This window comes from Pseudomonas sp. Pseusp21, assembly GCF_059492145.1.
Genome location: NZ_CP168520.1, coordinates 3,364,862 through 3,389,953, shown reverse-complemented (window position 1 = coordinate 3,389,953; position 25,092 = coordinate 3,364,862). Strand labels below are relative to the sequence as shown.

Genomic DNA, 25,092 nt, shown 5'->3' with positions numbered 1-25,092 from the left:
AGTGGAGGAATTTTTACATTCGATGCCGGGCATTTCTTATCTAAGATGAGCCGATTACGTTATTGATCGGGTAGATCAATTCAGGTTTGGTTGAATTTGAGGATTATTTATGCACAGCGAGCTGGACAGCTACGACCGGCGCATTCTCGCCCTGCTGCAAGAGGACGCTTCCTTGTCCAGCGCACAGATCGCCGAACAGGTGGGCCTTTCGCAGTCGCCGTGCTGGCGGCGGATTCAGCGGATGAAGGAGGAGGGGATCATTCGCGGCCAGGTGACCTTGCTCGATCGCAAGAAAATCGGCCTGAACACGCAGATTTTCGCCGAGATCAAACTCAACGCCCACGGCCGTTCGAACTTCACTGAGTTCACCGAGGCGATTCGCGGCTTTCCCGAAGTGCTGGAGTGTTACGTGCTGATGGGGGCGGTGGATTTTCTGTTGCGGATTGTCGCGGCGGACATCGAGGCGTATGAGCGGTTCTTTTTCGAGAAGCTGTCGCTGGTGCCGGGGATTCAGGAAGTGAACTCGATTGTGGCGTTGTCGGAGATCAAGTCGACGACGAGTTTGCCGGTACTGCGCTGATCACGCGGGGGATGATCGTTCCCACGCTCCGCGTGGGAATGCCTCAATGGACGCTCTGCGTCCGCTTTGGGACGCGGAGCGTCCCGGGCTGCATTCCCACGCAGACGGTTCGACGCCTCGACGTGGGAACGATCACAGTCTGCTGGCAATGGCGGTGTTACATGCGCAGCAGCATTTTCCAGGCACGGTTCTGGTAAACCGCAATCGCCTGATGCTTGCGTGCATCGAGCAGTTCGTCGGTGATGGTCGGTTCGTTGGCCAGTTGCGCGAGTTTGTTCAGCTCGCCGTACAGGCGATCCATTTCCGGGATCTCCAGCACGTTGCGCGCGTGGTGCAGCCAGACCTGGATGCGTTCGATGCGCGGCAATTGCTCGGCCAGATCTTCCGGCTGCTGCTGATAACGCTGCAGTTGCAGCGAAGTGGCTTCTTCGCCCAGCAGGCGCGGCAGCCAGCTTTGCAACTGCGCGGCACCCTGACGATTGCCACGGGTGTTGCGGTCAGCAGTCCAGGTACGGGCCAGCAACCAGCGCGAAGCGTTCAGCGAGAACAGGCCCCAGCGCGGGTCTTCCAGCTCTTCGAGGAACTGCTCCGGCGCGGCTTTGCGCACGTCTTCGTCTTCGATGCCGACTTGTACCAGCGGGCGCCAGTCTTCCAGCAGGGCATCGAGGGCAACGCGCAAGTCGTGGGTCGACGGACGCGGTGCGGCCTGGCCGAGGCTGCTGAGCAGGGCGCGCATTTCCGCGAGGTTCTCGACCCAGTCCTGCAGCAGGCGCCAGTGGCCGTTGAAGCGATACTGTTCGGCCAGACGCTGGCTGCTGCCGAGCAGGTGCCAGGCCAGGGCGGCGAAAGCGTCGTCCAGCGGGGTTTCGGCGGTAATGGCCGGCGCCGGCAGGCTCAGCGAATAGCTGTTGGCGTCGTACAGGCGATAGCCGCGCTCGGCCTTGCTGATGTCGCACGGCATCAGGGCCAGGGTTTCGGCCAGCTCGGCGGCCAGTTCCAGCAGCGCGGCAGGCTCGCCTTCGCGCAGCTCCAGTTCCAGCTCGCAGATTTCTTCTTTCTGTTTGCCGACTACCACGTGGCCCAGGTCCAGCGCGGCTTCGATGACCACTTTGGTCTTGCCACGGCCCCAGGCGATTTCGGCGCGTTCGCGGACGAAATCGGTGGTGAAGATCGGCTTCAGGGTTTTCTTGTCCAGCTCGGCGAGGGACTCGGGCCAGCATTCACCGTCGAGTTTTTTCACGTCGAGCTTGGCTTTGGGCAGGTTCCAGTCGTACTCGTTACGCTCGGACAGACCAGCAACGCTCTGGCCACGGGTCTTGAGGGTCTGAATCACGTCTTCGCCGTCCTTGCGCAGGCGCAGGGCAACCTTGGCCCGGGCCAGGTCACGCTCAGGCGTGTCGAAGTACTGATTCATCAACTCACGGCGTTCCCAGCCACTTTTGTTGCGTTTTTTCAGGAGAGGGTGCTCGCGCAGGGCGGCGAGGGTTTCGCGGCTGACGCGGAGTTTGATTTCGGTTTCTTTCTGCATGGCCGGAAAATCCAGGATCGGGAGCGCAGCCGGGGGAATGTGTGGCTGCCAAGGCCGTGCAGTGTACAGGACTGAACCTTCCTACGCTTTGCGGCGGTTTATTCTCGGCGCCGGATGGTTCTATGATGAACCTCAATCCGGGAGTTGGAGTCAGCGATGCCTTTGCCGTCCATGCAAGACCAGTTCGCTGCACTGATCGCCGCGCCGTCGGTCAGTTGCACCCAGCCGGGCCTCGACCAGTCCAACCGGGCGGTGATCGATCTGCTCGCGGGCTGGCTCGGCGACCTGGGTTTCAGCTGCGACATCCAGCAGGTCAACCCCGGCAAATTCAATCTGCTCGCCAGTTTCGGCAGCGGCCCCGGCGGGCTGGTGCTGGCCGGACACAGCGACACGGTGCCGTACGACGATGCGCTGTGGAAAACCGACCCGCTGAAACTCACCGAAGTCGACGGCCGCTGGGTCGGCCTCGGCAGTTGCGACATGAAGGGCTTCTTCGCCCTGATCATCGAAGCCGTGCAACCGCTGCTCGATCAATCGTTCAAGCAGCCGCTGCTGATCCTCGCTACCTGCGATGAAGAAAGCTCGATGTCCGGTGCCCGTGCGCTGGCCGAAGCGGGGCGACCGCTGGGCCGGGCGGCAGTGATCGGCGAGCCGACCGGGCTCAAGCCGATCCGCATGCACAAGGGCATCATGATGGAGCGCATCGATATCCTCGGGCAGAGCGGCCATTCGTCGGATCCGCGGCTGGGGCACAGCGCCCTCGAAGCGATGCACGACGCCATCGGCGAGCTGCGCGGCCTGCGCCTGCTGTGGCAGCGCGAATTCAACAACCCGCAGTTCAGCGTGCCGCAGCCGACCATGAACTTCGGCTGTATTCACGGTGGCGACAACCCGAACCGCATCTGCGGCCAGTGTTCGCTGGAGTTCGACCTGCGGCCGTTGCCGGGGATGGACCCGAAAGTCTTGCGCAGCGAGATCCTGCGCAAGCTCAACCCGGTTGCCGAGCGGCATAAAGTGAAGATCGATTACGCGCCGCTGTTTCCCGAAGTGCCGCCGTTCGAACAGGCCGAAGACGCGGAACTGGTGCGAATTGCCGAAAAACTCACCGGCCACAAGGCCGAAGCGGTAGCGTTCGGCACCGAAGCGCCTTATCTTCAGCGCCTTGGCTGCGAAACCATCGTGCTCGGCCCCGGCGACATCGGCTGTGCGCACCAACCGGGCGAGTACCTCGAAATGTCACGTTTGCAGCCTACCGTGCATCTATTGCGGCAGTTGATCGAACATTACTGTCTCAAAGCTGTATAAATTGCCCAAACACCCACCCGTATTCATGAGGAGAGCGCGCGTGTCGCCAAGCCTGTTCCGACGATAACCATCAGCCCGCTGTGCGTTTTCCGTTCTGCCCTTTTTCCGGCTGCTATTTATTACAGGCCCAGGTTCATGCCCGAATACGTCAATTGGCTTCGCCACGCGTCTCCCTATATCAATGCTCACCGCGATTGCACCTTCGTCGTCATGCTTCCGGGCGACGGCGTGGAGCATCCGAATTTCGGCAACATCGTCCATGACATCGTGCTGCTGCACAGCCTCGGCGTGCGGCTGGTGCTGGTGCATGGTTCCCGCCCGCAGATCGAAACCCGCCTTGCCGCACGCGGCCTGACCCCGCATTACCACCACGGCATGCGCATCACCGATGCCGCGACGCTGGAGTGCGTGATCGACGCGGTCGGCCAACTGCGCATCGCCATCGAAGCGCGTCTGTCGATGGACATGGCCTCCTCGCCGATGCAGGGCTCGCGCCTGCGGGTGGCCAGCGGCAACCTCGTGACGGCGCGGCCGATCGGCGTGCTGGAAGGTGTCGATTATCACCACACCGGCGAAGTGCGCCGGGTCGACCGCAAAGGCATCAACCGCCTGCTCGACGAGCGCTCCATCGTATTGCTCTCGCCGCTGGGCTATTCGCCGACCGGTGAGATCTTCAACCTGGCCTGCGAAGACGTGGCGACCCGTGCCGCCATCGATCTGGGCGCCGACAAGCTGCTGCTGTTCGGTGCCGACCTCGGTCTGATCGATGAAAACGGCAAACTGGTGCGTGAGCTGCGTCCGCAACAGGTGCCGGCGCATTTGCAGCGTCTGGGCAGCAACTATCAGGCGGAACTGCTGGATGCCGCCGCCGAAGCCTGTCGTGGCGGCGTGGCGCGCAGCCATATCGTCAGTTATGCCGAGGACGGCGCGCTGCTGACCGAACTGTTCACCCGTGACGGTGGCGGTACGCTGGTGGCCCAGGAGCAATTCGAACTGGTACGCGAGGCGGCGATTGAAGACGTCGGCGGCTTGCTCGATCTGATCAGCCCGCTGGAAGAGCAGGGGATTCTGGTGCGTCGCTCGCGCGAAGTGCTGGAGCGCGAGATCGAGCAGTTCAGCGTGGTCGAGCGTGAAGGGATGATCATCGCCTGTGCGGCGCTGTATCAGATTGCCGATTCGGATGCCGGCGAGCTGGCGTGCCTGGCGGTGAATCCTGAGTATCGCCATGGCGGTCGCGGCGACGAACTGCTCGAGCGCATCGAGACCCGTGCCCGGGCGCAAGGCCTGAAAACCCTGTTCGTTCTCACCACCCGCACCGCCCACTGGTTCCGCGAGCGTGGCTTCGAACCAAGCAGCGTCGAACGTCTGCCGGCGGCTCGGGCTTCTCTTTATAACTATCAGCGCAATTCGAAGATCTTCGAGAAGTCTCTGTGATGTGACGCCCTCATCGCGAGCAGGCTCGCTCCCACAAAGGTTCACCGAGCCTGTGGGGGAGCGAGCCTGCTCGCGATAGCGTTTATTCGGCTACAAACTTCGCACTGACATACGGCGAGTAGTCAGGCAAAACGCTTTCGACCTTGCCCTGCTCCTTCAAAAACTTCGCCGTCTCACCAATCGCCTTCGCCGTGCCGCCGTCCAGCAGCGCCGTGGTCTGTTGCGCCTTGGCGTCCGGGAACGCCGAGCCCGCGAGCAATTCCGGAACGTCGGCAGGATTGGCACCGGTCAGTTTGGCGATTTTCTGTACAGGTACGGAATCGGCTGTCCAGCTGTCTTTATGGGCGGCGTAATCAGCGAACGAGTCCAGAGTCACCTTGGCGAATTTGGCCACGGCTTCAGGATGCTTCTCGGCAAAGTCCTTGCGCGCTACCCAGACTTCAAAGGTCGGCGCGCCCCACTGGCCGACCTGCGCGGCATCGGTCAGGGTCTTGCCGGTTTTGCGGATTTCACCCAGCGCCGGCGACCAGACAAAGGCGCCGTCGATGTCGCCACGTTTCCAGGCGGCCGCGATTTCTGCGGGTTGCAGGTTCACCACTTTGACTTTCGAAGTGTCCAGGCCCCAGTGCTTGAGCGCGCCGAGCAGGCTGTAGTGGGAGGTGGAAACGAACGGGGTGGCGATGGTCTTGCCGATCAGGTCTTCGGGCTTGTTGATACCGCTGCCGTTGCGCACCACCAGCGCTTCGGCGGCATTGATCTGCGCCGAGACGATAAAGGCCACGATTGGCAGATTGCGCGAAGCGGCGGCCGCCAGCGGGCTCGAGCCGAGGTTGCCGATCTGCACATCGCCGGAGGCGATGGCTGTCACAACTTCCGGGCCGCTGTTGAACCGACGCCAGTCGATTTTCTCGCCGATGGCCTTCTCGTACACGCCGTCGGCCTGGGGGACTTTGCTTGGGTCGATACCGGTCTGGTAGCCCACGGTGAGGTTGGCGGCATGGGCTGAAAAAGAAATCAGCGCCGACACACAAACTGTAACAAATTGACTAGATAGTGCGCGTTTGGCCATCATGGCGTCGCCTTTTCGATAGGGTTTGACGAATCGGGGTTGCGTCAAAGCTAATCGATCTAAAAAAAGGCTAACGAATACCATTTAGTAATGAGCTTAGTCGCCGATACGCTGTATCCCGGTGCAGATGGCAATTGGCTGGCCATATAGCCGAATGGTATGAAAAAGAATGAATAAATTCTTTTTGGGTTTATCAGGAAGTCTTTACCCTGCAGGGACCAAATCACTGCGATTAGACCTTGGTCGTAGACATACAAGGTTACGATTGACTTGTCAGTCACGGTCTGGCGCTAATCGCGCATCTTAGGATCCAGGGGCATCAGACCCCGGACCAGGAACACAAGAATTAGAAACGAGAGGAGCGAAACATGAACAAGTCCACCTTGGCCCTGGCCGTGGCCGTAGGGGTTTTGGCGCAGCAGGCAGGCGCCGCCGGTTTCATCGAAGACAGCAAGGCCACTCTGGGTCTGCGTAACTTCTACATCAACACAGACAACCGTGACAGCGCTGCCAACACCCCTGCCAACAAGCGTGCAGGCGTTCAAAGCAAGCAGGAAGAATGGGGCCAAGGCTTCGATCTGCGCTTCATCTCCGGTTACACCCAAGGCACTGTAGGCTTCGGTATCGACGCCATCGGCCTGCTGGGCGTGCGTCTGGATTCGGGCGGCGGCACCAACGGTGCAACCTCGTCTTCCTACGGCGGCACTGTGTTCCCGAGCAAGTCCAACGGCGAAGCTGTTGATAACTTCTCGAGCCTGGGCCTTACCGCCAAGGCCAAGATCTCCCAGACCGAACTGAAGCTGGGTACTCTGCAGCCGAAGAACCCGGTGATCGTGACCAACGACGGTCGTCTGCTGCCACAAACCTGGCAGGGTGGCCAGATCACTTCCGCCGAGATCAAGGACCTGTCTCTGGTCGCTGGTCAGATCGAGGAAGTCAAAGGTCGTAACTCCAGCAACAACGAGAACCTGGCCATTGGTGGCGTGAACCCACGCATTTCCAACAGCAACAAGTTCATCTATGCCGGTGGCGACTACAAAATCACCAAAGACCTGACTGCCCAGTACTACTACGGCAACCTGGAAGATTTCTACAAGCAACACTTCCTGGGTCTGGTACACAACTGGGCAATCGGCCCGGGCGTATTGAAGTCGGATCTGCGCTACTTCAACAGCCGTAGCGACGGTGCCAACGGTCATGACAGCACTTACTTCACCAACGGTTACTACGGCGGCACAGTCACCAAAGGTAAAGTCGACAACAACCTGTACAGCGGTCTGTTCCTGTACACCGTCGAAGGTCACACCTTCGGTGGCGGTTACCAGGTCAGCAACGGTGACAGCGACTTCCCTTGGCTGAACCAGGGTGACGGTTCGTCCAACTACACCATCACCGACATGCAGATCCAGAAGTTCGGCCGTGCCGGCGAACGCACCTGGCAGGGTCGCTACTCGTACGACTTCGCTAAAGTGGGCGTGCCTGGCCTGACCGCCGGTGTCGTTTACCTGCGTGGCGATAACATCGACAACGCCACTGGCGACAAGACCGAATGGGAACGCGACCTGACCATCGGTTACGTCGTACCTGAAGGCCCGCTGAAAAACGTCGGCTTCATGTGGAAAAACGCTGTATGGCGCAACGACATTCCAGGTCAGCGCGACCAGGATGAAAACCGCCTGATCGTCAGCTACTCGATCCCGCTGCTGTAATAGCGCGCTCAGGTAACTGACGAAAAAAAGCCCCGTCCGGCATCGCGCCGGACGGGGCTTTTGCGTTTTCGGGTCCGGCTCACCCGCGTAAGCCTTTCCCGATGTTCCCCTCTTTACAGCAACTCAAGGCCTTCTCGAACCTTGAGGGCGATGTTCGTCGCGATGCTGCGGGGCGTCCAGTGAACAGATGTTTAATATTCAATAAAGATATAGATATCTAGTTATTTATTCTTTTTCAGAAGAACGAATCACAAGCTACAGTTGAGGTCTCCAACCACTCATCAGGAGCCGCACCATGAGCCTCAGACTTGGCGATATCGCCCCCGATTTCGAACAGGATTCCAGCGCCGGCAAGATTCGTTTCCACGAATGGCTGGGCGATAGCTGGGGCGTGCTGTTTTCCCACCCGGCAGACTTCACCCCGGTGTGCACCACCGAGCTGGGCTTCACCGCCAAACTCAAGGACGAGTTCACCAAACGCGGCGTGAAGGCCATTGCACTGTCGGTCGACCCGGTGGATTCGCACCACAAGTGGATCGAGGACATCAACGAAACCCAGAACACCATCGTCAACTTCCCGATCCTGGCCGATGCCGATCGCAAGGTGTCCGATCTGTACGATCTGATCCACCCGAACGCCAACGACACCCTGACCGTGCGTTCGCTGTTCGTGATCGATCCGAACAAGAAGATCCGCCTGACCATCACCTACCCGGCGAGCACCGGGCGCAACTTCCACGAGATCCTGCGGGTGATCGATTCGCTGCAGCTCACCGACAACTACAAGGTAGCCACCCCGGCCAACTGGCAGGACGGTGAAGAAGTGGTGATCGTGCCGTCGCTCAAGGACGAAGACGAAATCAAGCAACGCTTTCCGAAAGGCTACCGCGCGGTGAAACCGTACCTGCGCCTCACCCCACAGCCGAACAAATAACCTATCTCGGATCGTTCCCACGCGGAGCGTGGGAACGATCAGTCACTAGGAACCACGATGCAGGGTTTCAGGCCGTTTTCACGGCCTGTTTTTTTGTCCGCAGGAAAGTGAAATGCATATCTCCATAAGGAATAACCAAATGAATAAATATGATTTATGGATATATAAATCAGCTGGTAAGGTCACTCACATCGAAGCGAGATCGCAACCCGCGAATCGCCTGTAACGCGCAAGGAATTTTCTGAATGCTGGTCGTCTCACTCGGTGGCAGTCCCAGTCAACGTTCCCGCTCCGGGGTGTTGCTGGAACGCTCGCAACGCTGGTTGCAGCAGCAAGGGGTGGAAGTGGTGAGTTATCAGGTGCGGGACTTCCCGGCCGAAGATCTGCTCCACGCCCGCTTCGACAGCCCGAAGGTGCTCGACTTGCTGCAACAGATTGAAAACGCCGATGGCCTGCTGATCGCCACGCCGGTGTACAAGGCGTCGTTTTCCGGTGCCCTGAAGACCGTGCTGGATCTGCTGCCCGAGCGTGCGCTGAACCACAAGATTGTTTTGCCGATGGCTACCGGCGGCAGCATCGCTCACATGCTGGTGGTGGATTACGCCCTCAAGCCTGTGCTGTCGGCGTTGAAGGCCCAGGAAATGCTGCAAGGGATTTTTGCCGAGGACAGCCAGATCGCCTACGGCGAAGGCAGTGCCCAGGCCCAGTTGGCTCCGGCTCTGGAGCAGCGGTTGCATGAAGCGCTGGACCAGTTTGTCAGCGCCATGGCCCGCCGGCCGAAGCCGCTGGAGCCGGGGCTGCTGAACGAACGTTTGTTGAGTGCTCGCTGGAGCATTTGAGCCACACCGAAACTTGAAGTACTCACCTTACTCAGCCGCCAACGGCCAAGCAGGTGCAGCCAAAACCCAACAGCAAAAAGGAGAGCGCTATGCGCACTGTATTTTTGCGTCGTGGTCTGGTCGCTCTGTTTGCTGCGGCTGTGTCCTTCGGCGCCATCACTCAAGCTCAGGCCGAGACGCTACGAATCGGTTATCAGAAATACGGCACGCTGGTGCTGCTCAAAGCCAAGGGCACCCTGGAAAAACGTCTCGCCGCCCAAGGCGTCGACGTGCAATGGACTGAATTCCCCGGCGGCCCGCAACTGCTCGAAGGCCTGAACGTCGGCTCGATCGACTTCGGCGTCACCGGCGAAACCCCGCCGGTCTTTGCCCAGGCGGCCGGTGCCGATCTGCTCTACGTGGCCTACGAGCCGCCAGCGCCGAACAGCGAAGCGATCCTGGTGCCGAAAGATTCGCCGATCAAATCGGTGGCGGATCTCAAGGGCAAGAAAGTCGCGCTGAACAAAGGCTCCAACGTCCACTACCTGCTGGTGCGTGCGCTGGAAGATGCCGGCCTGAAGTACACCGACATTCAAACCGTATTCCTGCCGCCGGCCGATGCCCGCGCCGCGTTCGAGCGTGGCAGCGTCGACGCCTGGGTCATCTGGGACCCGTACCAGGCCGCCGCCGAGAAGCAACTGCAAGCGCACACCCTGCGTGACGGTAAAGGCATCGTCGACAACCACCAGTTCTACCTGGCGACCAAACCCTACGCACAGAAAAATCCCGAGGTGATCAAGACCCTCGTGGAAGAAGTGCGCGCCGTCGGTGAGTGGTCCAAGGCCAACCCGGAAGACGTGACTCAACAGGTATCGCCGCTGCTTGGCCTGCCGGCAGACATCACCCTGACCTCGGTGAAGCGCCAAGGCTACGGCGCGTTGTTCCTGACCCCGGAAGTGGTCGCCGCGCAACAGAAAATCGCTGACACCTTCTACCAGCTCAAGCTGATTCCCAAGCCGTTGAGCATCAAGGACGTGATCTGGACCCCGCCGGCCGCAGTGGCCCAAAGCTCGGTCACCCAAGCCCAGTAAATCGAATCCCCAAGGAGACCACTCCATGAGCCTCAACATCTTCTGGTTCCTGCCTACCCACGGCGACGGCCATTACCTTGGCACCGCCGAAGGCGCCCGCGCCGTCGATCACGGCTATCTGCAACAGGTCGCGCAAGCGGCGGATCGCCTGGGTTTCGGCGGCGTGCTGATTCCCACCGGCCGTTCCTGCGAAGACTCGTGGCTGGTGGCGGCCTCGCTGATCCCGGTGACCCAGCGTCTGAAGTTCCTTGTCGCCCTGCGCCCCGGGATCATTTCCCCGACGGTGGCAGCGCGTCAGGCAGCAACGCTGGATCGGTTGTCCGGCGGTCGTGCGCTGTTCAACCTGGTGACCGGTGGCGATCCGGAAGAGTTGGCCGGCGACGGTCTGTTCCTTGATCACGAAGCGCGCTATCAGGCCTCGGTGGAATTTACCCGGATCTGGCGTCGTGTGCTGGAAGGCGAAACCGTGGATTACGACGGCGAGCACATCAGCGTGAAGGGCGCCAAATTGCTCTATCCGCCGATCCAGCAACCGCGTCCGCCGCTGTACTTCGGTGGTTCTTCGGAAGCCGCGCAGGATCTGGCCGCCGAACAAGTGGAAATGGTCCTGACCTGGTGCGAGCCGCCCGCCGCCGTTGCCGAGAAAATCGAGCAGGTTCGCGCCAAAGCCGCCAAGCTCGGCCGCACCGTGCGCTTCGGCATTCGTCTGCATGTGATCGTGCGGGAAACCAATGCCGAGGCCTGGCAAGCGGCAGATCGCCTGATCTCGCACCTGGACGACGACACCATCAAACGTGCCCAGGCTTCGCTGGCGCGGTTCGATTCGGTCGGCCAGCAGCGCATGGCCGCGCTGCACGGTGGCAGCCGCGACAACCTCGAAGTCAGCCCGAACCTGTGGGCCGGCGTCGGTCTGGTGCGCGGGGGTGCCGGGACGGCGTTGGTCGGCGACGGCCCGGCCGTAGCTGCACGGGTGAAGGAATACGCGGATCTGGGCATCGATACCTTCATCTTCTCCGGTTATCCACACCTCGAAGAGTCGTATCGGGTGGCCGAACTGCTGTTCCCGCACCTCGACGTCGAGCGCCCGGAACTGCCGAAAAGCGCCGGTTACGTCAGCCCGTTCGGGGAGATGGTGGCCAACGACATTCTTCCCAAAGCCGCGTCCCAGAGCTGAGGCGCCGCCATGAAGAAATTTATCCACAGCCTCGCGCCCTGGGCGTTGCCGGTGTTGTTGCTGGCGGTGTGGCAGGTGTCGGTGTCGGCCGGTTGGCTGTCGACGCGGATTCTGCCGGCGCCGGTGGCGGTGATCGAAGCCGGCGTGAGCCTGGTACGCAGCGGCGAAATCTGGACGCACCTGGCAATCAGCGGCTGGCGCGCCGCGCTGGGCTTCACCATCGGTGGCAGCATCGGCCTGGTGCTGGGGTTCATCACCGGCCTGTCGAAGTGGGGTGAACGCCTGCTCGACAGCTCGGTGCAGATGATCCGCAACGTGCCGCACCTGGCGCTGATTCCGCTGGTGATCCTGTGGTTCGGCATCGATGAGTCGGCGAAGATTTTCCTGGTGGCATTGGGCACCTTGTTCCCGATCTACCTCAACACCTATCACGGCATCCGCAACGTCGACCCGGCGCTGGTGGAAATGGCGCGCAGTTATGGCCTGTCCGGTTTCAGCCTGTTCTGGCAGGTGATTCTGCCGGGCGCGCTGCCTTCGATTCTGGTCGGCGTGCGCTTCGCCCTGGGCTTCATGTGGCTGACGCTGATCGTGGCGGAAACCATCTCCGCGAGCTCCGGCATCGGTTACCTGGCGATGAACGCCCGCGAGTTCCTGCAGACCGACGTGGTGGTGCTGGCGATTCTGCTGTACGCGGTGCTCGGCAAACTGGCCGACCTCGCGGCCCGTGGACTTGAACGTGTGTGGCTGCGCTGGCATCCGGCGTATCAAGTGGCGAAAGGAGGTGCGGCATGACCGCTCAACAACCTCCACGCCTGCTGCGCGGGATTCCGCTGGCGGTGCGCAACCTGCAAAAGACTTTCGGCTCGCGGCAGGTACTGCGTGACATCGATCTGCACATTCCGGCAGGGCAGTTTGTCGCCGTGGTCGGGCGCAGCGGATGCGGCAAGAGCACATTTCTGCGCTTGCTCGCCGGCCTCGATCAACCCACTGGCGGCGATCTGCTCGCCGGTGCCGCACCGCTCAGCGATGCGCGGGATGACACCCGGTTGATGTTCCAGGAAGCGCGGCTGCTGCCGTGGAAAAAGATCATCGACAACGTCGGTCTCGGTCTCAAGGGCGACTGGCGTCCGCAAGCCTTGCAGGCGCTGGATGCAGTAGGCCTCGCCGATCGCGCCAATGAATGGCCGGCGGCATTGTCCGGTGGGCAGAAGCAGCGCGTGGCGCTGGCCCGGGCGCTGATCCATCAACCGCGTCTGTTGCTGCTCGACGAGCCGCTGGGCGCACTGGATGCGCTGACCCGGATCGAGATGCAGCAACTGATCGAGCGTCTCTGGCAACAGCACGGGTTCACCGTGTTGCTGGTGACCCACGACGTCAGCGAAGCGGTGGCGATTGCCGACCGGGTGATTCTGATCGAGGACGGCGAAGTCGGCCTCGACCTGCAAGTGGAGCTGCCGCGCCCTCGGGTGCGTGGCTCCCATCGCCTGGCCGCGCTGGAAACCGAAGTGCTCAACCGAGTGTTGTCCCTGCCCGGCGAGCCGCCGGCGCCGGAACCCGTTTCACCCTTGCCTACGCAACTGCGTTGGGCGCAATGAAGCAGCTGCGAGCAGCAAGCTACAAGCTGCAAGTAGAAGCTCAGTGCTTTTGCTTGCAGCTTGAAGCTCGCAACTTGCGGCTTATTTCGACCTCAGGAGAAATATCATGACTATCAAAGCCATCAACGTACGCAACCAGTTCAAAGGCGCGATCAAGGAGATCGTTCTCGGCGACGTGCTGTCGGAAATCGACGTGCAGACCGCTTCCGGCATCGTCACGTCGGTGATCACCACCCGTTCGGTCAAGGAGCTGGAACTGGAGGTCGGCAGCGAAGTGATCGCCTTCGTGAAATCCACCGAGGTGTCCATCGCCAAGTTGTAAGGGCGTGGGACAAAAACAACCCCGAAGGGTGTGAGCCCTTCGGGGTTTTTTATTGGCTTGAGATTGACCGTGCTGATCGTTCCCATGCTCTGCGTGGGAATGCCTCTGGGGACGCTCCGCGTCCAGTGACGCGGAGCGTCACGGGCTGCATTCCCACGCAGAGCGTGGCAACGATCATCGCTAGAGAATCCGTTTGGGCAGATAGGGCGGAAGATACAGCCCGATGTAGGCATCGAACACCCGCATGCCTTCCTCGGCCATGCGCGGGGTGATCTGCCCGTGCTGCTGCACCGAGCGGGCGTAGACGCGGTCGCCCAGTTCCATGGCCAGTGCGAACACATCGACGTCATCCGGCAGTCGCGGCAGTTCGAAGTGATGATCGAACAGCTTGTGCATCAGGTCGCCGAGTTCGAGGTCGTGCTGGCGGTCGGCCTGGGTGACTTCGGTGAGGCCGTGCTGCGCGAGGATCAGTTGGCGGGCGGCGGCATCCTCGCCATAGATCTCCAGCATCCGCTCTTCGACCAGCCGCGACAGGTCGCGCCAGTCGCGCAGGGCATCGTGATCGATCGGTGCTTGCAGGCAGGCACGGAAGGCCGCGTGCACATCCGCCGTCAGCGCTTCGAGCAGCGCCGGAACACTGGCGAAGAAGTGGTAGACCGAGGAGGGCGGAATCTGCGCGCGCTCGGCCACGCTGTAGATCGACAGGCTCGCCACGCCCTCGGCGGCCAGCAGCGTGCGCGCGGCGTCGAGTATCGAATCGATCCGCGCCTGACTGCGGGCACGAGGTTTGCGAACGGGGGCGGGACGCGTCATGAAAGTCTCCTGCGGGGCAGCGGGCATTGTACGAGCCGGCTCTTGCGTTGTCTTGTCGGCCGCCATCGCTGGCAAGCCAGCTCCCACAGGTATCTGTGTCGAACACAAGATTTGAGTACACAACAGAACCCTGTGGGAGCTGGCTTGCCAGCGATCCGCCGCAGGCGGCCATAAAAAAACGCTGCGGGCTGATGAAGCCGGCAGCGCTTTTTATTCCTGCAATCCGCTTAAACGGTATGCAGGTACCAGTTGTACTCGAGGTCGGAGATGGAGTGTTCGAACTCCTCCAGCTCGCTCTCTTTACAGGCGACGAAGATATCGATGTATTTCGGATCGATGTACTTGGCCATCACCTCGCTGTCGTCCAGCTCGCGCAGGGCATCGCGCAAGTTGTTCGGCAGGCTCTGCTCGTTCTGCTCGTAGCTGTTGCCTTCGGTGGGAGGCGGCGGCTCGATCTTGTTGGTCAGGCCGTGATGCACGCCCGCCAGCACCGAAGCCATCAGCAGGTACGGGTTGGCGTCGGCGCCGGCCACGCGGTGTTCCAGACGGACCGCGTCGGCGGAGCCGGTCGGTACGCGCAGGGCCACGGTGCGGTTGTCCAGGCCCCAGCTCGGCGAGTTCGGCACGTAGAACTGTGCGCCGAAACGACGGTAGGAGTTGACGTTCGGGCAGAGGAAAGCCATCTGCGCGGGCAGGGTCTCGAGCACACCGCCGATCGCGTGACGCAGCGCGGCGTTCTGCTCGGGATCCTCGCTGGCAAAAATGTTTTTGCCTTCTTTGTCGAGAACCGAAATGTGGACGTGCAGACCGTTGCCTGCCTGGCCCGGGTACGGCTTGGCCATGAAAGTGGTGTCCATTTCATGGTCGTAGGCGATGTTCTTGATCAGACGCTTGAGCAGGACCGCGTAGTCGCATGCCTTGATCGGGTCGGCGACGTGGTGCAGGTTCACTTCGAACTGCGCCGGGGCACTTTCCTTGACGATGGCGTCGGCCGGAATGCCTTGCTCTTTCGCGCCTTCCAGAATGTCCTGGAGGCAGTCGACGTATTCGTCGAGGTCGTCGATCAGGTAAACCTGGGTCGAATGCGGGCGTTTGCCGGAGATCGGCGAGCGTGGCGGCTGAGGGCGGCCGTTCACGTTTTCCTGGTCGATCAGGTAGAACTCGAGTTCGAACGCGGCGCAGATGGTCAGGCCGAGCTCGTCAAACTTTGCAACAACTTGACGGAGCACTTCGCGCGGGTCGGCGAAGAAAGGGTCACCTTCCAGTTCGTGCATGGTCATCAACAGTTGCGCGGTCGGGCGCTTCTGCCATGGCTCGTTGCACAGGGTATCGGGGATTGGATAGCAGATACGGTCGGCGTCGCCGATGTCCAGGCCCAGGCCGGTGCTTTCCACCGTGGAGCCATTGATATCCAGAGCAAATAGAGAGGCCGGCAGGTTGATGCCTTTCTCGTAAACCTTGTGGAGGCTGGTGCGTTCGATGCGCTTGCCGCGCACCACACCATTCATATCCGCAATCAGAAGGTCAACGTACAGAACCTCAGGATGTTCCTTAAGGAACGCGTTCGCTTCGTTAAGCTGAACGGCACGCGGGGGTACCGACATGATGCAACACCTTTGTTGTTAAAAATATCAATCATTGATCTTTTCTGGTTTCAGTCAACCCGAACGGCCTGCCGAAGTCAAGCGAGGCCTTTTGTGCCCTGAAAAAGCGCTGCGAGGGCGTTTATGGGGCACTTTGGGGCATTTTTTTATCCGTGAAAGACGCGCCACCCGCAGGCTTGAGCAGACCGTGTTGTATTTTTTACGGGGGTGTTGTGTAAAAAAATGAACAAGGCTAAGCTCCGATCAAACCCATAACAGCAATAATACCGGGGTGCTTCATGTCTCGCCTGCCGTTAATCGGCGTCACCGACTGCTCTTTGCAGTCCGGTCTGCATGCTTATCACATCAGTGGCGACACGTCCGTCCGCAGCACGGCCAGCAAGGCCTGCAACGTGTCAGCGATCTCCCAGCCCGTGGCAGATCGAGCGGCAGCGTCCGATATTCTGGACGTGTGCGAAGGCATCCTCTTTAGCGGTTCTCCTTTCAATATAGATCTCTTTCCCGCTCCCGGCCCGCACCGCGTCCGTCGTCGTGCCCGTGATTCTGCACGCCCGGGATGTGCACAGGAAATGCAACGCCAGCGTAAAGGGCAGGTAAGCTCCTCCTTCATTGTCTATGCGCGGTGCCGGGCGTAAGCCGGCACTGCGCGCAAGCAAGGCCCTTTAACGCGACGCCTGGTGCGTCAAACATTGCCTGACATCTGTCAGGAGACTCAGCCCAGAGGCATTTATGAGTAACAACCTCGACCAGCTCACCGATTGGTTGAAAGACCACAAGATCACAGAAGTCGAATGCATGATCGGCGACTTGACCGGCATTACCCGGGGCAAGATCTCGCCGACCAACAAATTCATCGCCGAAAAAGGCATGCGCCTGCCAGAGAGCGTTCTGTTGCAGACCGTGACCGGCGACTACGTCGAAGACGACATCTATTACGAACTGCTCGACCCGGCCGACATCGACATGATCTGCCGTCCCGACCAGAACGCCGTGTACCTGGTGCCATGGGCCATCGAGCCGACCGCCCAGGTGATCCACGACACCTACGACAAGCAAGGCAACCCGATCGAGCTGTCGCCGCGCAACGTCCTCAAGAAAGTCCTGAAACTCTATGCCGACAAGGGCTGGCAGCCGATCGTGGCGCCGGAAATGGAGTTCTACCTGACCAAGCGCAGCGACGACCCCGACTATCCGTTGCAGCCGCCGGTCGGCCGCTCCGGGCGCCCGGAGATCGGGCGTCAGTCGTTCTCCATCGAAGCGGCGAACGAATTCGATCCGCTGTTCGAAGACGTCTACGACTGGTGCGAATTGCAGGAGCTGGACCTCGACACGCTGATCCACGAGGACGGTACGGCGCAGATGGAAATCAACTTCCGTCACGGCGATGCCCTGTCGCTGGCCGACCAGATCCTGGTGTTCAAACGCACCATGCGTGAGGCCGCGCTCAAGCACAACGTGGCCGCGACCTTCATGGCCAAGCCGATGACCGGTGAGCCGGGCAGTGCGATGCACCTGCACCAGAGCATCATCGACATCGAGACCGGCAAGAACGTGTTCTCGAATGAAGACGGGACCATGAGCCAGCTGTTCCTGCACCACATCGGTGGCCTGCAGAAACTGATCCCTGAGCTGTTGCCGCTGTTCGCCCCGAACGTCAACTCGTTCCGCCGCTTCCTGCCGGACACCTCGGCGCCGGTGAACGTGGAGTGGGGCGAAGAAAACCGCACCGTGGGCCTGCGCGTCCCGGATGCCGGCCCGCAGAACCGCCGGGTGGAAAACCGCCTGCCGGGCGCCGACGCCAACCCGTACCTGGCGATTGCCGCGAGCCTGCTCTGCGGCTACATCGGCATGGTCGAAGGCATCAACCCGAGCGCGCCGGTCGTGGGCCGTGGTTACGAGCGCCGCAACCTGCGCCTGCCGCTGACCATCGAAGACGCCCTGGAACGCATGGAAAACAGCGCGACCATCGAGAAGTACCTGGGCAAGACCTTTATCACCGGCTACGTCGCGGTCAAGCGGGCCGAGCATGAAAACTTCAAGCGCGTGATCAGTTCCTGGGAGCGTGAGTACCTGCTCTTCGCCGTCTGATACGCCGGGCGCGGTGGTCAGCCGCCGCGCCTTCACCGATAACAAGGAGAATTGGCATGACCAGCAACAACCCGCAAACCCGTGAGTGGCAAGCCCTCAGCAGCGATCACCACCTGGCCCCGTTCAGCGACTTCAAGCAGCTGAAAGAAAAGGGTCCACGGATCATCACCAACGCCAAGGGCGTGTACCTGTGGGACAGCGAGGGCAACAAGATCCTCGATGGCATGGCGGGTCTGTGGTGTGTGGCGATCGGTTATGGACGCGATGAGCTGGCGGATGCTGCCGCCAAACAGATGCGCGAACTGCCTTACTACAACCTGTTCTTCCAGACCGCGCACCCGCCGGCGCTGGAACTGGCCAAGGCCATCGCCGACGTGGCGCCAGAAGGCATGAACCACGTGTTCTTCACCGGCTCCGGTTCCGAAGGCAACGACACCATGCTGCGCATGGTTCGCCACTACTGGGCGATCAAGGGCCAGCCGAACAAGAAAGTCATCATCAGCCGCAAGAACGGCTACCACGGTTCCACCGTGGCCGGCGCAAGCCTGGGCGGCATGACCTACATGCACGAACAGGGCGACCTGCCGATTCCGGGCATCGTCCACATCGCCCAGCCGTACTGGTTCGCCGAAGGCGGCGACATGACCCCGGAAGAGTTCGGGATCTGGGCGGCAAATCAGCTGGAAGAAAAGATTCTGGAAGTCGGCGTGGACAACGTCGGTGCCTTTATTGCCGAGCCGATCCAGGGCGCCGGCGGTGTGATCATTCCGCCAGACACCTACTGGCCGCGCATCAAGGAGATCCTCGCCAAGTACGACATTCTGTTCGTGGCTGACGAAGTGATCTGCGGTTTCGGCCGTACCGGTGAATGGTTCGGCAGCGATTTCTACGACCTCAAGCCACACATGATGACGATCGCCAAAGGCCTGACGTCCGGCTACATCCCGATGGGTGGCCTGATCGTGCGTGACGAAGTGGTGGCGGTGCTCAACGAGGGCGGCGACTTCAACCACGGCTTCACCTACTCCGGTCACCCGGTGGCGGCGGCGGTGGGTCTGGAAAACATCCGGATTCTGCGCGAAGAGAAAATCATCGAACGCGCCCATGAAGAAACGGCACCGTATTTGCAGAAACGTCTGCGCGAACTGAACGATCACCCGTTGGTGGGTGAAGTGCGCGGAGTCGGTCTGCTGGGGGCCATCGAGCTGGTGCAGGACAAGGCCACTCGCAAGCGTTACGAAGGCAAGGGTGTGGGCATGATCTGCCGCCAGTTCTGCTTCGACAACGGGCTGATCATGCGTGCCGTGGGCGACACCATGATCATCGCGCCGCCGCTGGTGATCAGCAAGGCGGAGATCGACGAGCTGGTGACAAAGGCACGCAAGTGCCTGGACCTGACCCTGAGTGCGTTGCAGGGCTAAGTGCTAGGCTCTGAGCGATGGAGCTGTTGCGCTGTCGCTCGGAGCTGTCAGAAGGGCTGGTCTTTTCTTGAAAGACTGCCTCGGATCTTGCCAGACTAGCCGCGGTTCCAGTTGTCCGGGTTCGGCCGCTGAACAAAGTGGTTCAAAAAAGAAAAATTTGGAGCATTAACGCATGAAGGCATTAGGCAAAAAGCTCGCTGGCAAGACTCTGCTCGCCATGTCCCTGATGGGCGTGATGGCGGGTGCGGTTCAGGCGGACGACAAGGTGTTGCACGTTTACAACTGGTCCGACTACATCGCGCCGGACACGGTTGCCAATTTCGAAAAAGAGACGGGCATCAAGGTCGTCTATGACGTTTTCGACAGCAACGAAACCCTGGAAGCCAAGCTGCTGGCCGGCAAATCCGGTTACGACATCGTGGTGCCTTCCAACAACTTCCTGGCCAAACAGATCAAGGCCGGCGTTTATCAGGAACTGGACAAGTCCAAGCTGACGAACTGGAAGAACCTCGACGAAGACCTGCTCAAGGCCGTTGGCGACGCCAGCGACCCGGGCAACAAGCACGCGTTCCCGTACATGTGGGGTTCGATCGGCATCGGCTACAACCCGGCCAAGGTCAAGGCTGCACTGGGCATCGACAAGATCGATTCCTGGGACATCGTGTTCAAGCCTGAAAACATCGAGAAGCTGAAAAGCTGCGGCGTGAGCTTCCTCGACGCGCCGACCGAAATGATTCCGGCGGCTCTGCACTATCTGGGCAAACCGACCAACAGCAAGGACAAGGCTGACCTGAAAGCCGCCGAAGACCTGTTCCTCAAGATTCGTCCTTCGGTGGCTTACTTCCACTCCTCGAAGTACATCTCGGACCTGGCCAACGGCAACATCTGTGTAGCGGTCGGCTACTCGGGTGACCTGGAGCAATCCAAGACCCGCGCCAAGGAAGCCGGTGACAAGGTCAAACTGGCCTACACCATTCCAAAAGAAGGTGCCGGTACTTTCTACGACATGGTCGCCATTCCAAAGGATGCCGAAAACGTCGAAGCCGCCTACAAGTTCATGAACTACCTGCTCGAGCCGAAAGTGATGGCCGAAATCACCAACGCCGTGCGTTTCCCGAACGGCAACAAGGCGGCCACCGCCCTGGTGGACAAGGAAATCACCAGCGATCCGAGCATCTACCCTTCGGCTGAAGTGAAGAAGCAGCTCTATGCGATCAGCGATCTGGACGCGGCCACCCTGCGCCTGATCACTCGCAGCTGGACCAAGATCAAATCCGGTAAATAAGCCGGTTTGAAGCGGCCACCGTTGGCCGTCGCCTTCAACCGGGCGGTCAGCGGTGCAATTAAATGACGGAAAGTTTTGCTGGAACGGTTTTTCGAAGGTAAGTTGCGCGCCGGTTTTGTTGCCGGGCAACCGTGACTGTCATGCAGCACGGGGCAACTTGGGCCCAACTAAATCAGAGGACCTCCACTTGCCTGTTTTTTCTTCTTTGCGCAATGCCCTGCTGGCCGCTGCCGGCCTGACGTTCGCTGTCGGTGCCCACGCCGCCGGTACTGTGCATATTTATAACTGGTCGGATTACATCGGCGAGACCACCCTGGCCGATTTCCAGAAAGAAACCGGGATCAAACCGGTCTACGACGTGTTCGACTCCAACGAAACCCTGGAAGGCAAACTGCTCGCCGGGCGTACCGGTTACGACGTGGTCGTGCCGTCGAACCACTTCCTCGGCAAGCAGATCAAGGCGGGCGCTTTCCAGAAGCTCGACAAGGCGCAGCTGCCGAACTATTCCAACCTTGATCCGGTGCTGCTCAAGCGTCTGGAGCAGAACGATCCGGGCAACCTGTACGCCGTGCCGTACCTGTGGGGCACCAACGGCATCGGCTACAACGTCGACAAAGTGAAAGCCGTGCTCGGCGTCGACAAGATCGACTCCTGGAGCGTGCTGTTCGAGCCGGAGAACATCAAGAAGCTGCAGAGCTGCGGCGTGGCGTTCCTCGATTCGGCCGATGAAATGATGCCGACCGTGCTCAACTACATGGGCCTGAACGCCAACAGCACCAATCCCAAGGATTACGAGAAGGCCACGGCCAAGTTGCTGGCGGTGCGTCCTTACGTGACCTACTTCCATTCTTCGAAATACATCGGTGATCTGGCCAACGGCGACATCTGCGTGGCCATCGGTTTCTCCGGCGACATCTTCCAGGCCAAGAATCGCGCCGAAGAAGCCAAGAAGGGCGTGAACATCGCCTACTCGATCCCGAAAGAGGGCGGCGCGCTGTGGTTCGACATGCTGGCGATTCCGAAGGATTCGGCCAACGTCAAGGAAGCCCACGCCTTCATCAACTATTTGCTGAAACCTGAGGTGATCGCTCAGGTCAGTGATTACGTCGGTTACGCCAACCCCAACCCGGGTTCGGACAAGCTGATGGAGCAGTCCATCCGCACCGATGAGTCGGTTTATCCACCGCAGGCGGTGCTCGACAAGACCTACGTGTCGATCGAGCTGCCACCGAACATTCAGCGTTTGATGACCCGCAGCTGGACCAAGGTCAAGTCGGGTAAATAGCGTCAACGTACCAACTATCCTGGGTTCGTCTTGCGTGGGCGGACTGCACTCTTTTTTTCTGGGAGTTTCGTAAATGGCAGTTGCCTCCGGCGCCTATAAGAAAGCCCTCGAGGGCGACCAGACACCGAAACAGGTGCTGGTCAAAATCGACCGGGTCACGAAGAAGTTCGACGAGACGGTTGCCGTGGACGATGTGTCCCTGGAAATCAAGAAGGGCGAAATCTTTGCCCTGCTCGGCGGTTCGGGATCGGGCAAATCCACTCTGCTGCGGATGCTGGCAGGGTTCGAACGGCCCACGGAGGGGCGCATTTTCCTCGACGGCGTCGACATCACCGACATGCCGCCGTACGAGCGACCGATCAACATGATGTTCCAGTCCTACGCCCTGTTCCCGCACATGACCGTGGCGCAGAACATCGCCTTCGGCCTGCAACAGGACAAGATTCCCAAGGCCGAGATCGACGCCCGCGTGGCCGAGATGCTCAAGCTGGTGCAGATGAGCCAGTACGCCAAGCGCAAGCCGCACCAGTTGTCCGGCGGCCAGCGTCAGCGTGTGGCACTCGCGCGTTCGCTGGCCAAGCGGCCGAAACTGCTGCTGCTCGACGAGCCGATGGGCGCACTGGACAAAAAATTGCGTTCGCAGATGCAGCTGGAGCTGGTGGAGATCATCGAGCGCGTCGGCGTGACCTGCGTGATGGTGACCCACGACCAGGAAGAGGCCATGACCATGGCCGAGCGTATCGCGATCATGCACCTGGGCTGGATCGCCCAGATCGGCAGCCCGATCGACATCTACGAAACGCCGACCAGCCGTCTGGTCTGCGAATTCATCGGTAACGTGAACATCTTCGAAGGCGAAGTGATCGACGACGCCGAAGGCCACGCGACCATCACCTGCAAGGACCTCGACCGGCAGATCTACGTCGGCCACGGCATCAGCACCTCGGTGCAGGACAAGTCCGTCACCTACGCGATCCGTCCGGAGAAACTGCTGGTCACCGCCGACCAGCCGACCTGCGAATACAACTGGTCGAGCGGCAAGGTGCATGACATCGCCTACCTCGGCGGCCACTCGGTGTTCTACGTCGAATTGCCGAGCGGCAAGCTGGTGCAGTCGTTCGTGGCCAACGCCGAACGCCGTGGCGCACGTCCGACCTGGGGCGATCAGGTCTACGTGTGGTGGGAAGACGACAGCGGCGTGGTACTTCGCTCATGAACATGCGCAAATTCAAACGCCGGCTCAATCGAATAATTCCCGGTGGCCGCCAACTGGTCATCGGGGTCCCGTTCATCTGGCTGTTCCTGTTCTTCATGCTGCCGTTCTTCATCGTCCTGAAGATCAGCTTCGCCGAAGCGGACGTGGCCATTCCGCCGTACACCGAGATCTACACCTACGCCGAGCAGAAGCTGCAACTGCTGCTGAATCTGGGCAACTACGCGATGCTCGGCGACGACGAGCTGTACATCGCCGCCTACCTCGGCTCGCTGAAGATGGCGTTTTTCAGCACGCTGCTGTGCCTGTTGATCGGTTACCCGATGGCCTACGCCATCGCCAGCGCCCGCAAAGAGCTACAAACGGTGCTGGTGCTGCTGATCATGATGCCGACCTGGACCGCGATCCTGATCCGCGTCTATGCGTGGATGGGCATCCTCAGCAACAACGGCCTGCTCAACGGTTTCCTGATGAGCATGGGCCTGATCGATGAGCCGCTGCAGATCCTCAACACCAACCTCGCGGTGTACATCGGCGTCGTCTACTCGTACCTGCCGTTCATGATCCTGCCGCTGTACGCCAACCTGGTGAAGCACGACACCAGCTTGCTGGAGGCTGCCTCCGACCTGGGTTCGAGCACCTTCAACAGCTTCTGGAAAATCACCGTGCCGCTGTCCAAGAACGGCATCATCGCCGGCTGCATGCTGGTGTTCATCCCGGTGGTGGGCGAGTTCGTGATCCCGGAACTGCTTGGCGGTCCGGAAACCCTGATGATCGGTAAAGTGCTCTGGCAAGAGTTCTTCAACAACCGTGACTGGCCGGTGGCGTCCGCCCTGGCGGTGGTGATGCTGGCGATCCTGATCGTGCCGATCATCCTGTTCAACCGCAGTCAGGCCAAGGAAATGGAGGGTAAAGAATGAAGCGCTTCCGTTTCTCCAGCCTGATGCTGGTGCTCGGCCTGTTGTTCATCTACCTGCCGATGCTGATCCTGGTGATCTACTCGTTCAACGCCTCGAAACTGGTAACGGTGTGGGGCGGCTGGTCGGTGAAGTGGTACGTCGGCCTGCTCGACAACTCGCAACTGATGGGCTCGGTGGTGCGCTCGCTGGAAATCGCCTGCTACACCGCGATTGCCGCCGTGGCGCTGGGTACGCTGGCAGCCTTCGTGCTGACCCGCATCACCCGCTTCAAGGGCCGCACGCTGTTCGGCGGCCTGGTCACCGCGCCGCTGGTCATGCCTGAGGTGATTACCGGTCTGTCGCTGTTGCTGCTGTTCGTGGCGATGGCGCAGATGATCGGCTGGCCACAGGAGCGTGGCATCGTCACCATCTGGATCGCCCACACCACGTTCTGTGCGGCGTATGTGGCGGTGGTGGTGTCGGCGCGTCTGCGGGAGCTGGATCTGTCGATCGAAGAAGCGGCGATGGACCTTGGTGCGCGTCCGTGGAAGGTGTTCTTCCTGATCACCATTCCGATGATCGCGCCGTCGCTGGCGGCGGGCGGCATGATGTCGTTCGCGCTGTCGCTGGATGACCTGGTATTGGCGAGCTTCGTCTCCGGCCCGGGTTCAACGACCCTGCCGATGGAAGTGTTCTCGGCGGTGCGTCTGGGCGTGAAGCCTGAGATCAACGCCGTGGCCAGCCTGATTCTGCTGGCGGTGTCGCTGGTGACCTTCCTGGTCTGGTTCTTCAGCCGCCGTGCCGAAGAAGCCCGCAAGAAAGCGATTCAGCAGGCCATCGAAGAGGGCGCTGCGGATTCGTGGAAGCAACCGGACGTGCGCCGGGCGCCGACGCCGGAAGCGGCTTAAGTCTGCGGATACAAAAA

22 protein-coding genes are annotated in these 25,092 nt (G+C 60.5%); 18 read left to right on the top strand and 4 right to left on the bottom strand.

What is annotated here, in order from left to right; genetic code table 11:
• Positions 1-109 precede the first annotated feature (109 nt).
• Positions 110-580 (top strand): Lrp/AsnC family transcriptional regulator, encoded by a 471-nt coding sequence (locus tag ACEN93_RS15465; protein ID WP_007951785.1) that lies wholly within the window; start codon positions 110-112, stop codon positions 578-580.
• Positions 581-737: 157 nt separating this feature from the next.
• Here ACEN93_RS15465 and ACEN93_RS15460 read toward each other — a convergent pair whose 3' ends face one another.
• On the bottom strand, positions 738-2,108 hold the full coding sequence (locus ACEN93_RS15460) for a CYTH domain-containing protein (protein ID WP_236187539.1): 1,371 nt from the start codon (positions 2,106-2,108) through the stop codon (positions 738-740).
• 156 nt (positions 2,109-2,264) lie between these two features.
• Here ACEN93_RS15460 and argE point away from each other — a divergent pair, with 156 nt between their 5' ends.
• Both argE and argA read left to right on the top strand, forming a co-directional pair.
• On the top strand, positions 2,265-3,413 hold the full coding sequence (gene argE / locus ACEN93_RS15455) for an acetylornithine deacetylase (RefSeq protein ID WP_495610233.1): 1,149 nt from the start codon (positions 2,265-2,267) through the stop codon (positions 3,411-3,413).
• Between the two features lie 135 nt (positions 3,414-3,548).
• Positions 3,549-4,847 carry an amino-acid N-acetyltransferase gene (gene argA, locus ACEN93_RS15450; RefSeq protein WP_007951778.1) on the top strand — a complete coding sequence of 433 codons (1,299 nt, stop codon included), beginning with the start codon at positions 3,549-3,551 and terminating at the stop codon, positions 4,845-4,847.
• Positions 4,848-4,929: 82 nt separating this feature from the next.
• Here argA and tauA read toward each other — a convergent pair whose 3' ends face one another.
• On the bottom strand, positions 4,930-5,919 hold the full coding sequence (gene tauA, locus ACEN93_RS15445; RefSeq protein WP_039765377.1) for a taurine ABC transporter substrate-binding protein: 990 nt from the start codon (positions 5,917-5,919) through the stop codon (positions 4,930-4,932).
• Positions 5,920-6,284: 365 nt separating this feature from the next.
• On the opposite strand from tauA, the gene ACEN93_RS15440 reads away from it, so the two are divergent.
• The 8 genes from ACEN93_RS15440 to ACEN93_RS15405 all read left to right on the top strand — a co-directional run bounded on the left by ACEN93_RS15440 (position 6,285) and on the right by ACEN93_RS15405 (position 13,559).
• Positions 6,285-7,625: an OprD family porin gene (locus ACEN93_RS15440; protein WP_495610232.1), complete on the top strand. Its 1,341-nt coding sequence runs from the start codon at positions 6,285-6,287 to the stop codon at positions 7,623-7,625.
• A gap of 295 nt (positions 7,626-7,920) precedes the next feature.
• Positions 7,921-8,559 carry a peroxiredoxin gene (locus ACEN93_RS15435; RefSeq protein WP_011336455.1) on the top strand — a complete coding sequence of 213 codons (639 nt, stop codon included), beginning with the start codon at positions 7,921-7,923 and terminating at the stop codon, positions 8,557-8,559.
• Between the two features lie 245 nt (positions 8,560-8,804).
• Complete coding sequence (gene ssuE, locus ACEN93_RS15430) at positions 8,805-9,398, top strand: NADPH-dependent FMN reductase (protein ID WP_011336454.1); 594 nt, start codon at positions 8,805-8,807, stop codon at positions 9,396-9,398.
• 89 nt (positions 9,399-9,487) lie between these two features.
• Positions 9,488-10,468: a sulfonate ABC transporter substrate-binding protein gene (locus ACEN93_RS15425; protein WP_007953529.1), complete on the top strand. Its 981-nt coding sequence runs from the start codon at positions 9,488-9,490 to the stop codon at positions 10,466-10,468.
• 25 nt (positions 10,469-10,493) lie between these two features.
• On the top strand, positions 10,494-11,642 hold the full coding sequence (gene ssuD / locus ACEN93_RS15420) for an FMNH2-dependent alkanesulfonate monooxygenase (protein WP_495610231.1): 1,149 nt from the start codon (positions 10,494-10,496) through the stop codon (positions 11,640-11,642).
• Between the two features lie 9 nt (positions 11,643-11,651).
• Positions 11,652-12,434 carry an aliphatic sulfonate ABC transporter permease SsuC gene (gene ssuC / locus ACEN93_RS15415; RefSeq protein ID WP_134334162.1) on the top strand — a complete coding sequence of 261 codons (783 nt, stop codon included), beginning with the start codon at positions 11,652-11,654 and terminating at the stop codon, positions 12,432-12,434.
• Complete coding sequence (gene ssuB, locus ACEN93_RS15410; protein ID WP_039765381.1) at positions 12,431-13,237, top strand: aliphatic sulfonates ABC transporter ATP-binding protein; 807 nt, start codon at positions 12,431-12,433, stop codon at positions 13,235-13,237. Before ssuC ends, ssuB begins: the two co-directional genes overlap by 4 nt.
• Before the next feature lie 106 nt (positions 13,238-13,343).
• Entirely contained in the window at positions 13,344-13,559 is a 216-nt protein-coding gene (locus tag ACEN93_RS15405) for a TOBE domain-containing protein (protein ID WP_007953520.1), read from the top strand.
• A 180-nt stretch (positions 13,560-13,739) separates the two neighbouring features.
• Here ACEN93_RS15405 and ACEN93_RS15400 read toward each other — a convergent pair whose 3' ends face one another.
• Both ACEN93_RS15400 and ACEN93_RS15395 read right to left on the bottom strand, forming a co-directional pair.
• Positions 13,740-14,372, bottom strand: coding sequence for a TetR/AcrR family transcriptional regulator (locus tag ACEN93_RS15400; protein WP_039765384.1), 633 nt, complete (start codon positions 14,370-14,372; stop codon positions 13,740-13,742).
• 227 nt (positions 14,373-14,599) lie between these two features.
• Positions 14,600-15,976 (bottom strand): glutamine synthetase family protein, encoded by a 1,377-nt coding sequence (locus ACEN93_RS15395; protein WP_039765386.1) that lies wholly within the window; start codon positions 15,974-15,976, stop codon positions 14,600-14,602.
• Positions 15,977-16,705: 729 nt separating this feature from the next.
• Here ACEN93_RS15395 and ACEN93_RS15390 point away from each other — a divergent pair.
• From ACEN93_RS15390 to ACEN93_RS15360, 7 genes are all read left to right on the top strand, one after another.
• On the top strand, positions 16,706-18,064 hold the full coding sequence (locus ACEN93_RS15390; protein WP_007953514.1) for a glutamine synthetase family protein: 1,359 nt from the start codon (positions 16,706-16,708) through the stop codon (positions 18,062-18,064).
• 56 nt (positions 18,065-18,120) lie between these two features.
• Positions 18,121-19,485 (top strand): aspartate aminotransferase family protein, encoded by a 1,365-nt coding sequence (locus ACEN93_RS15385; RefSeq protein WP_039765388.1) that lies wholly within the window; start codon positions 18,121-18,123, stop codon positions 19,483-19,485.
• Positions 19,486-19,657: 172 nt separating this feature from the next.
• On the top strand, positions 19,658-20,770 hold the full coding sequence (locus tag ACEN93_RS15380) for a polyamine ABC transporter substrate-binding protein (RefSeq protein ID WP_011336446.1): 1,113 nt from the start codon (positions 19,658-19,660) through the stop codon (positions 20,768-20,770).
• Positions 20,771-20,957: 187 nt separating this feature from the next.
• Positions 20,958-22,055 carry a polyamine ABC transporter substrate-binding protein gene (locus ACEN93_RS15375; protein WP_039765389.1) on the top strand — a complete coding sequence of 366 codons (1,098 nt, stop codon included), beginning with the start codon at positions 20,958-20,960 and terminating at the stop codon, positions 22,053-22,055.
• Between the two features lie 73 nt (positions 22,056-22,128).
• Positions 22,129-23,271, top strand: coding sequence for an ABC transporter ATP-binding protein (locus ACEN93_RS15370; RefSeq protein WP_007953506.1), 1,143 nt, complete (start codon positions 22,129-22,131; stop codon positions 23,269-23,271).
• 35 nt (positions 23,272-23,306) lie between these two features.
• Positions 23,307-24,188: an ABC transporter permease subunit gene (locus ACEN93_RS15365; protein ID WP_170844921.1), complete on the top strand. Its 882-nt coding sequence runs from the start codon at positions 23,307-23,309 to the stop codon at positions 24,186-24,188.
• A complete protein-coding gene (locus ACEN93_RS15360; RefSeq protein WP_007953503.1) occupies positions 24,185-25,075 on the top strand; it encodes an ABC transporter permease subunit in 891 nt (296 codons plus the stop codon). The genes ACEN93_RS15365 and ACEN93_RS15360 overlap by 4 nt, the downstream gene beginning before the upstream one ends.
• The last annotated feature ends 17 nt before the right edge of the window (positions 25,076-25,092 follow it).

Coding starts and splice junctions, on each gene's coding strand:
- ACEN93_RS15465 (WP_007951785.1), top strand. CDS start 110: ATGCACAGCGAGCTGGACAGCTACGACCGGCGCATTCTCGCCCTGCTG.
- ssuE (WP_011336454.1), top strand. CDS start 8,805: ATGCTGGTCGTCTCACTCGGTGGCAGTCCCAGTCAACGTTCCCGCTCC.
- ACEN93_RS15380 (WP_011336446.1), top strand. CDS start 19,658: ATGAAGGCATTAGGCAAAAAGCTCGCTGGCAAGACTCTGCTCGCCATG.
- argE (WP_495610233.1), top strand. CDS start 2,265: ATGCCTTTGCCGTCCATGCAAGACCAGTTCGCTGCACTGATCGCCGCG.
- ACEN93_RS15385 (WP_039765388.1), top strand. CDS start 18,121: ATGACCAGCAACAACCCGCAAACCCGTGAGTGGCAAGCCCTCAGCAGC.
- ACEN93_RS15460 (WP_236187539.1), bottom strand. CDS start 2,108: ATGCAGAAAGAAACCGAAATCAAACTCCGCGTCAGCCGCGAAACCCTC.
- ACEN93_RS15435 (WP_011336455.1), top strand. CDS start 7,921: ATGAGCCTCAGACTTGGCGATATCGCCCCCGATTTCGAACAGGATTCC.
- ssuD (WP_495610231.1), top strand. CDS start 10,494: ATGAGCCTCAACATCTTCTGGTTCCTGCCTACCCACGGCGACGGCCAT.
- ACEN93_RS15370 (WP_007953506.1), top strand. CDS start 22,129: ATGGCAGTTGCCTCCGGCGCCTATAAGAAAGCCCTCGAGGGCGACCAG.
- tauA (WP_039765377.1), bottom strand. CDS start 5,919: ATGATGGCCAAACGCGCACTATCTAGTCAATTTGTTACAGTTTGTGTG.
- ACEN93_RS15405 (WP_007953520.1), top strand. CDS start 13,344: ATGACTATCAAAGCCATCAACGTACGCAACCAGTTCAAAGGCGCGATC.
- ACEN93_RS15400 (WP_039765384.1), bottom strand. CDS start 14,372: ATGACGCGTCCCGCCCCCGTTCGCAAACCTCGTGCCCGCAGTCAGGCG.
- ACEN93_RS15360 (WP_007953503.1), top strand. CDS start 24,185: ATGAAGCGCTTCCGTTTCTCCAGCCTGATGCTGGTGCTCGGCCTGTTG.
- ACEN93_RS15390 (WP_007953514.1), top strand. CDS start 16,706: ATGAGTAACAACCTCGACCAGCTCACCGATTGGTTGAAAGACCACAAG.
- ssuB (WP_039765381.1), top strand. CDS start 12,431: ATGACCGCTCAACAACCTCCACGCCTGCTGCGCGGGATTCCGCTGGCG.
- argA (WP_007951778.1), top strand. CDS start 3,549: ATGCCCGAATACGTCAATTGGCTTCGCCACGCGTCTCCCTATATCAAT.
- ssuC (WP_134334162.1), top strand. CDS start 11,652: ATGAAGAAATTTATCCACAGCCTCGCGCCCTGGGCGTTGCCGGTGTTG.
- ACEN93_RS15425 (WP_007953529.1), top strand. CDS start 9,488: ATGCGCACTGTATTTTTGCGTCGTGGTCTGGTCGCTCTGTTTGCTGCG.
- ACEN93_RS15395 (WP_039765386.1), bottom strand. CDS start 15,976: ATGTCGGTACCCCCGCGTGCCGTTCAGCTTAACGAAGCGAACGCGTTC.
- ACEN93_RS15440 (WP_495610232.1), top strand. CDS start 6,285: ATGAACAAGTCCACCTTGGCCCTGGCCGTGGCCGTAGGGGTTTTGGCG.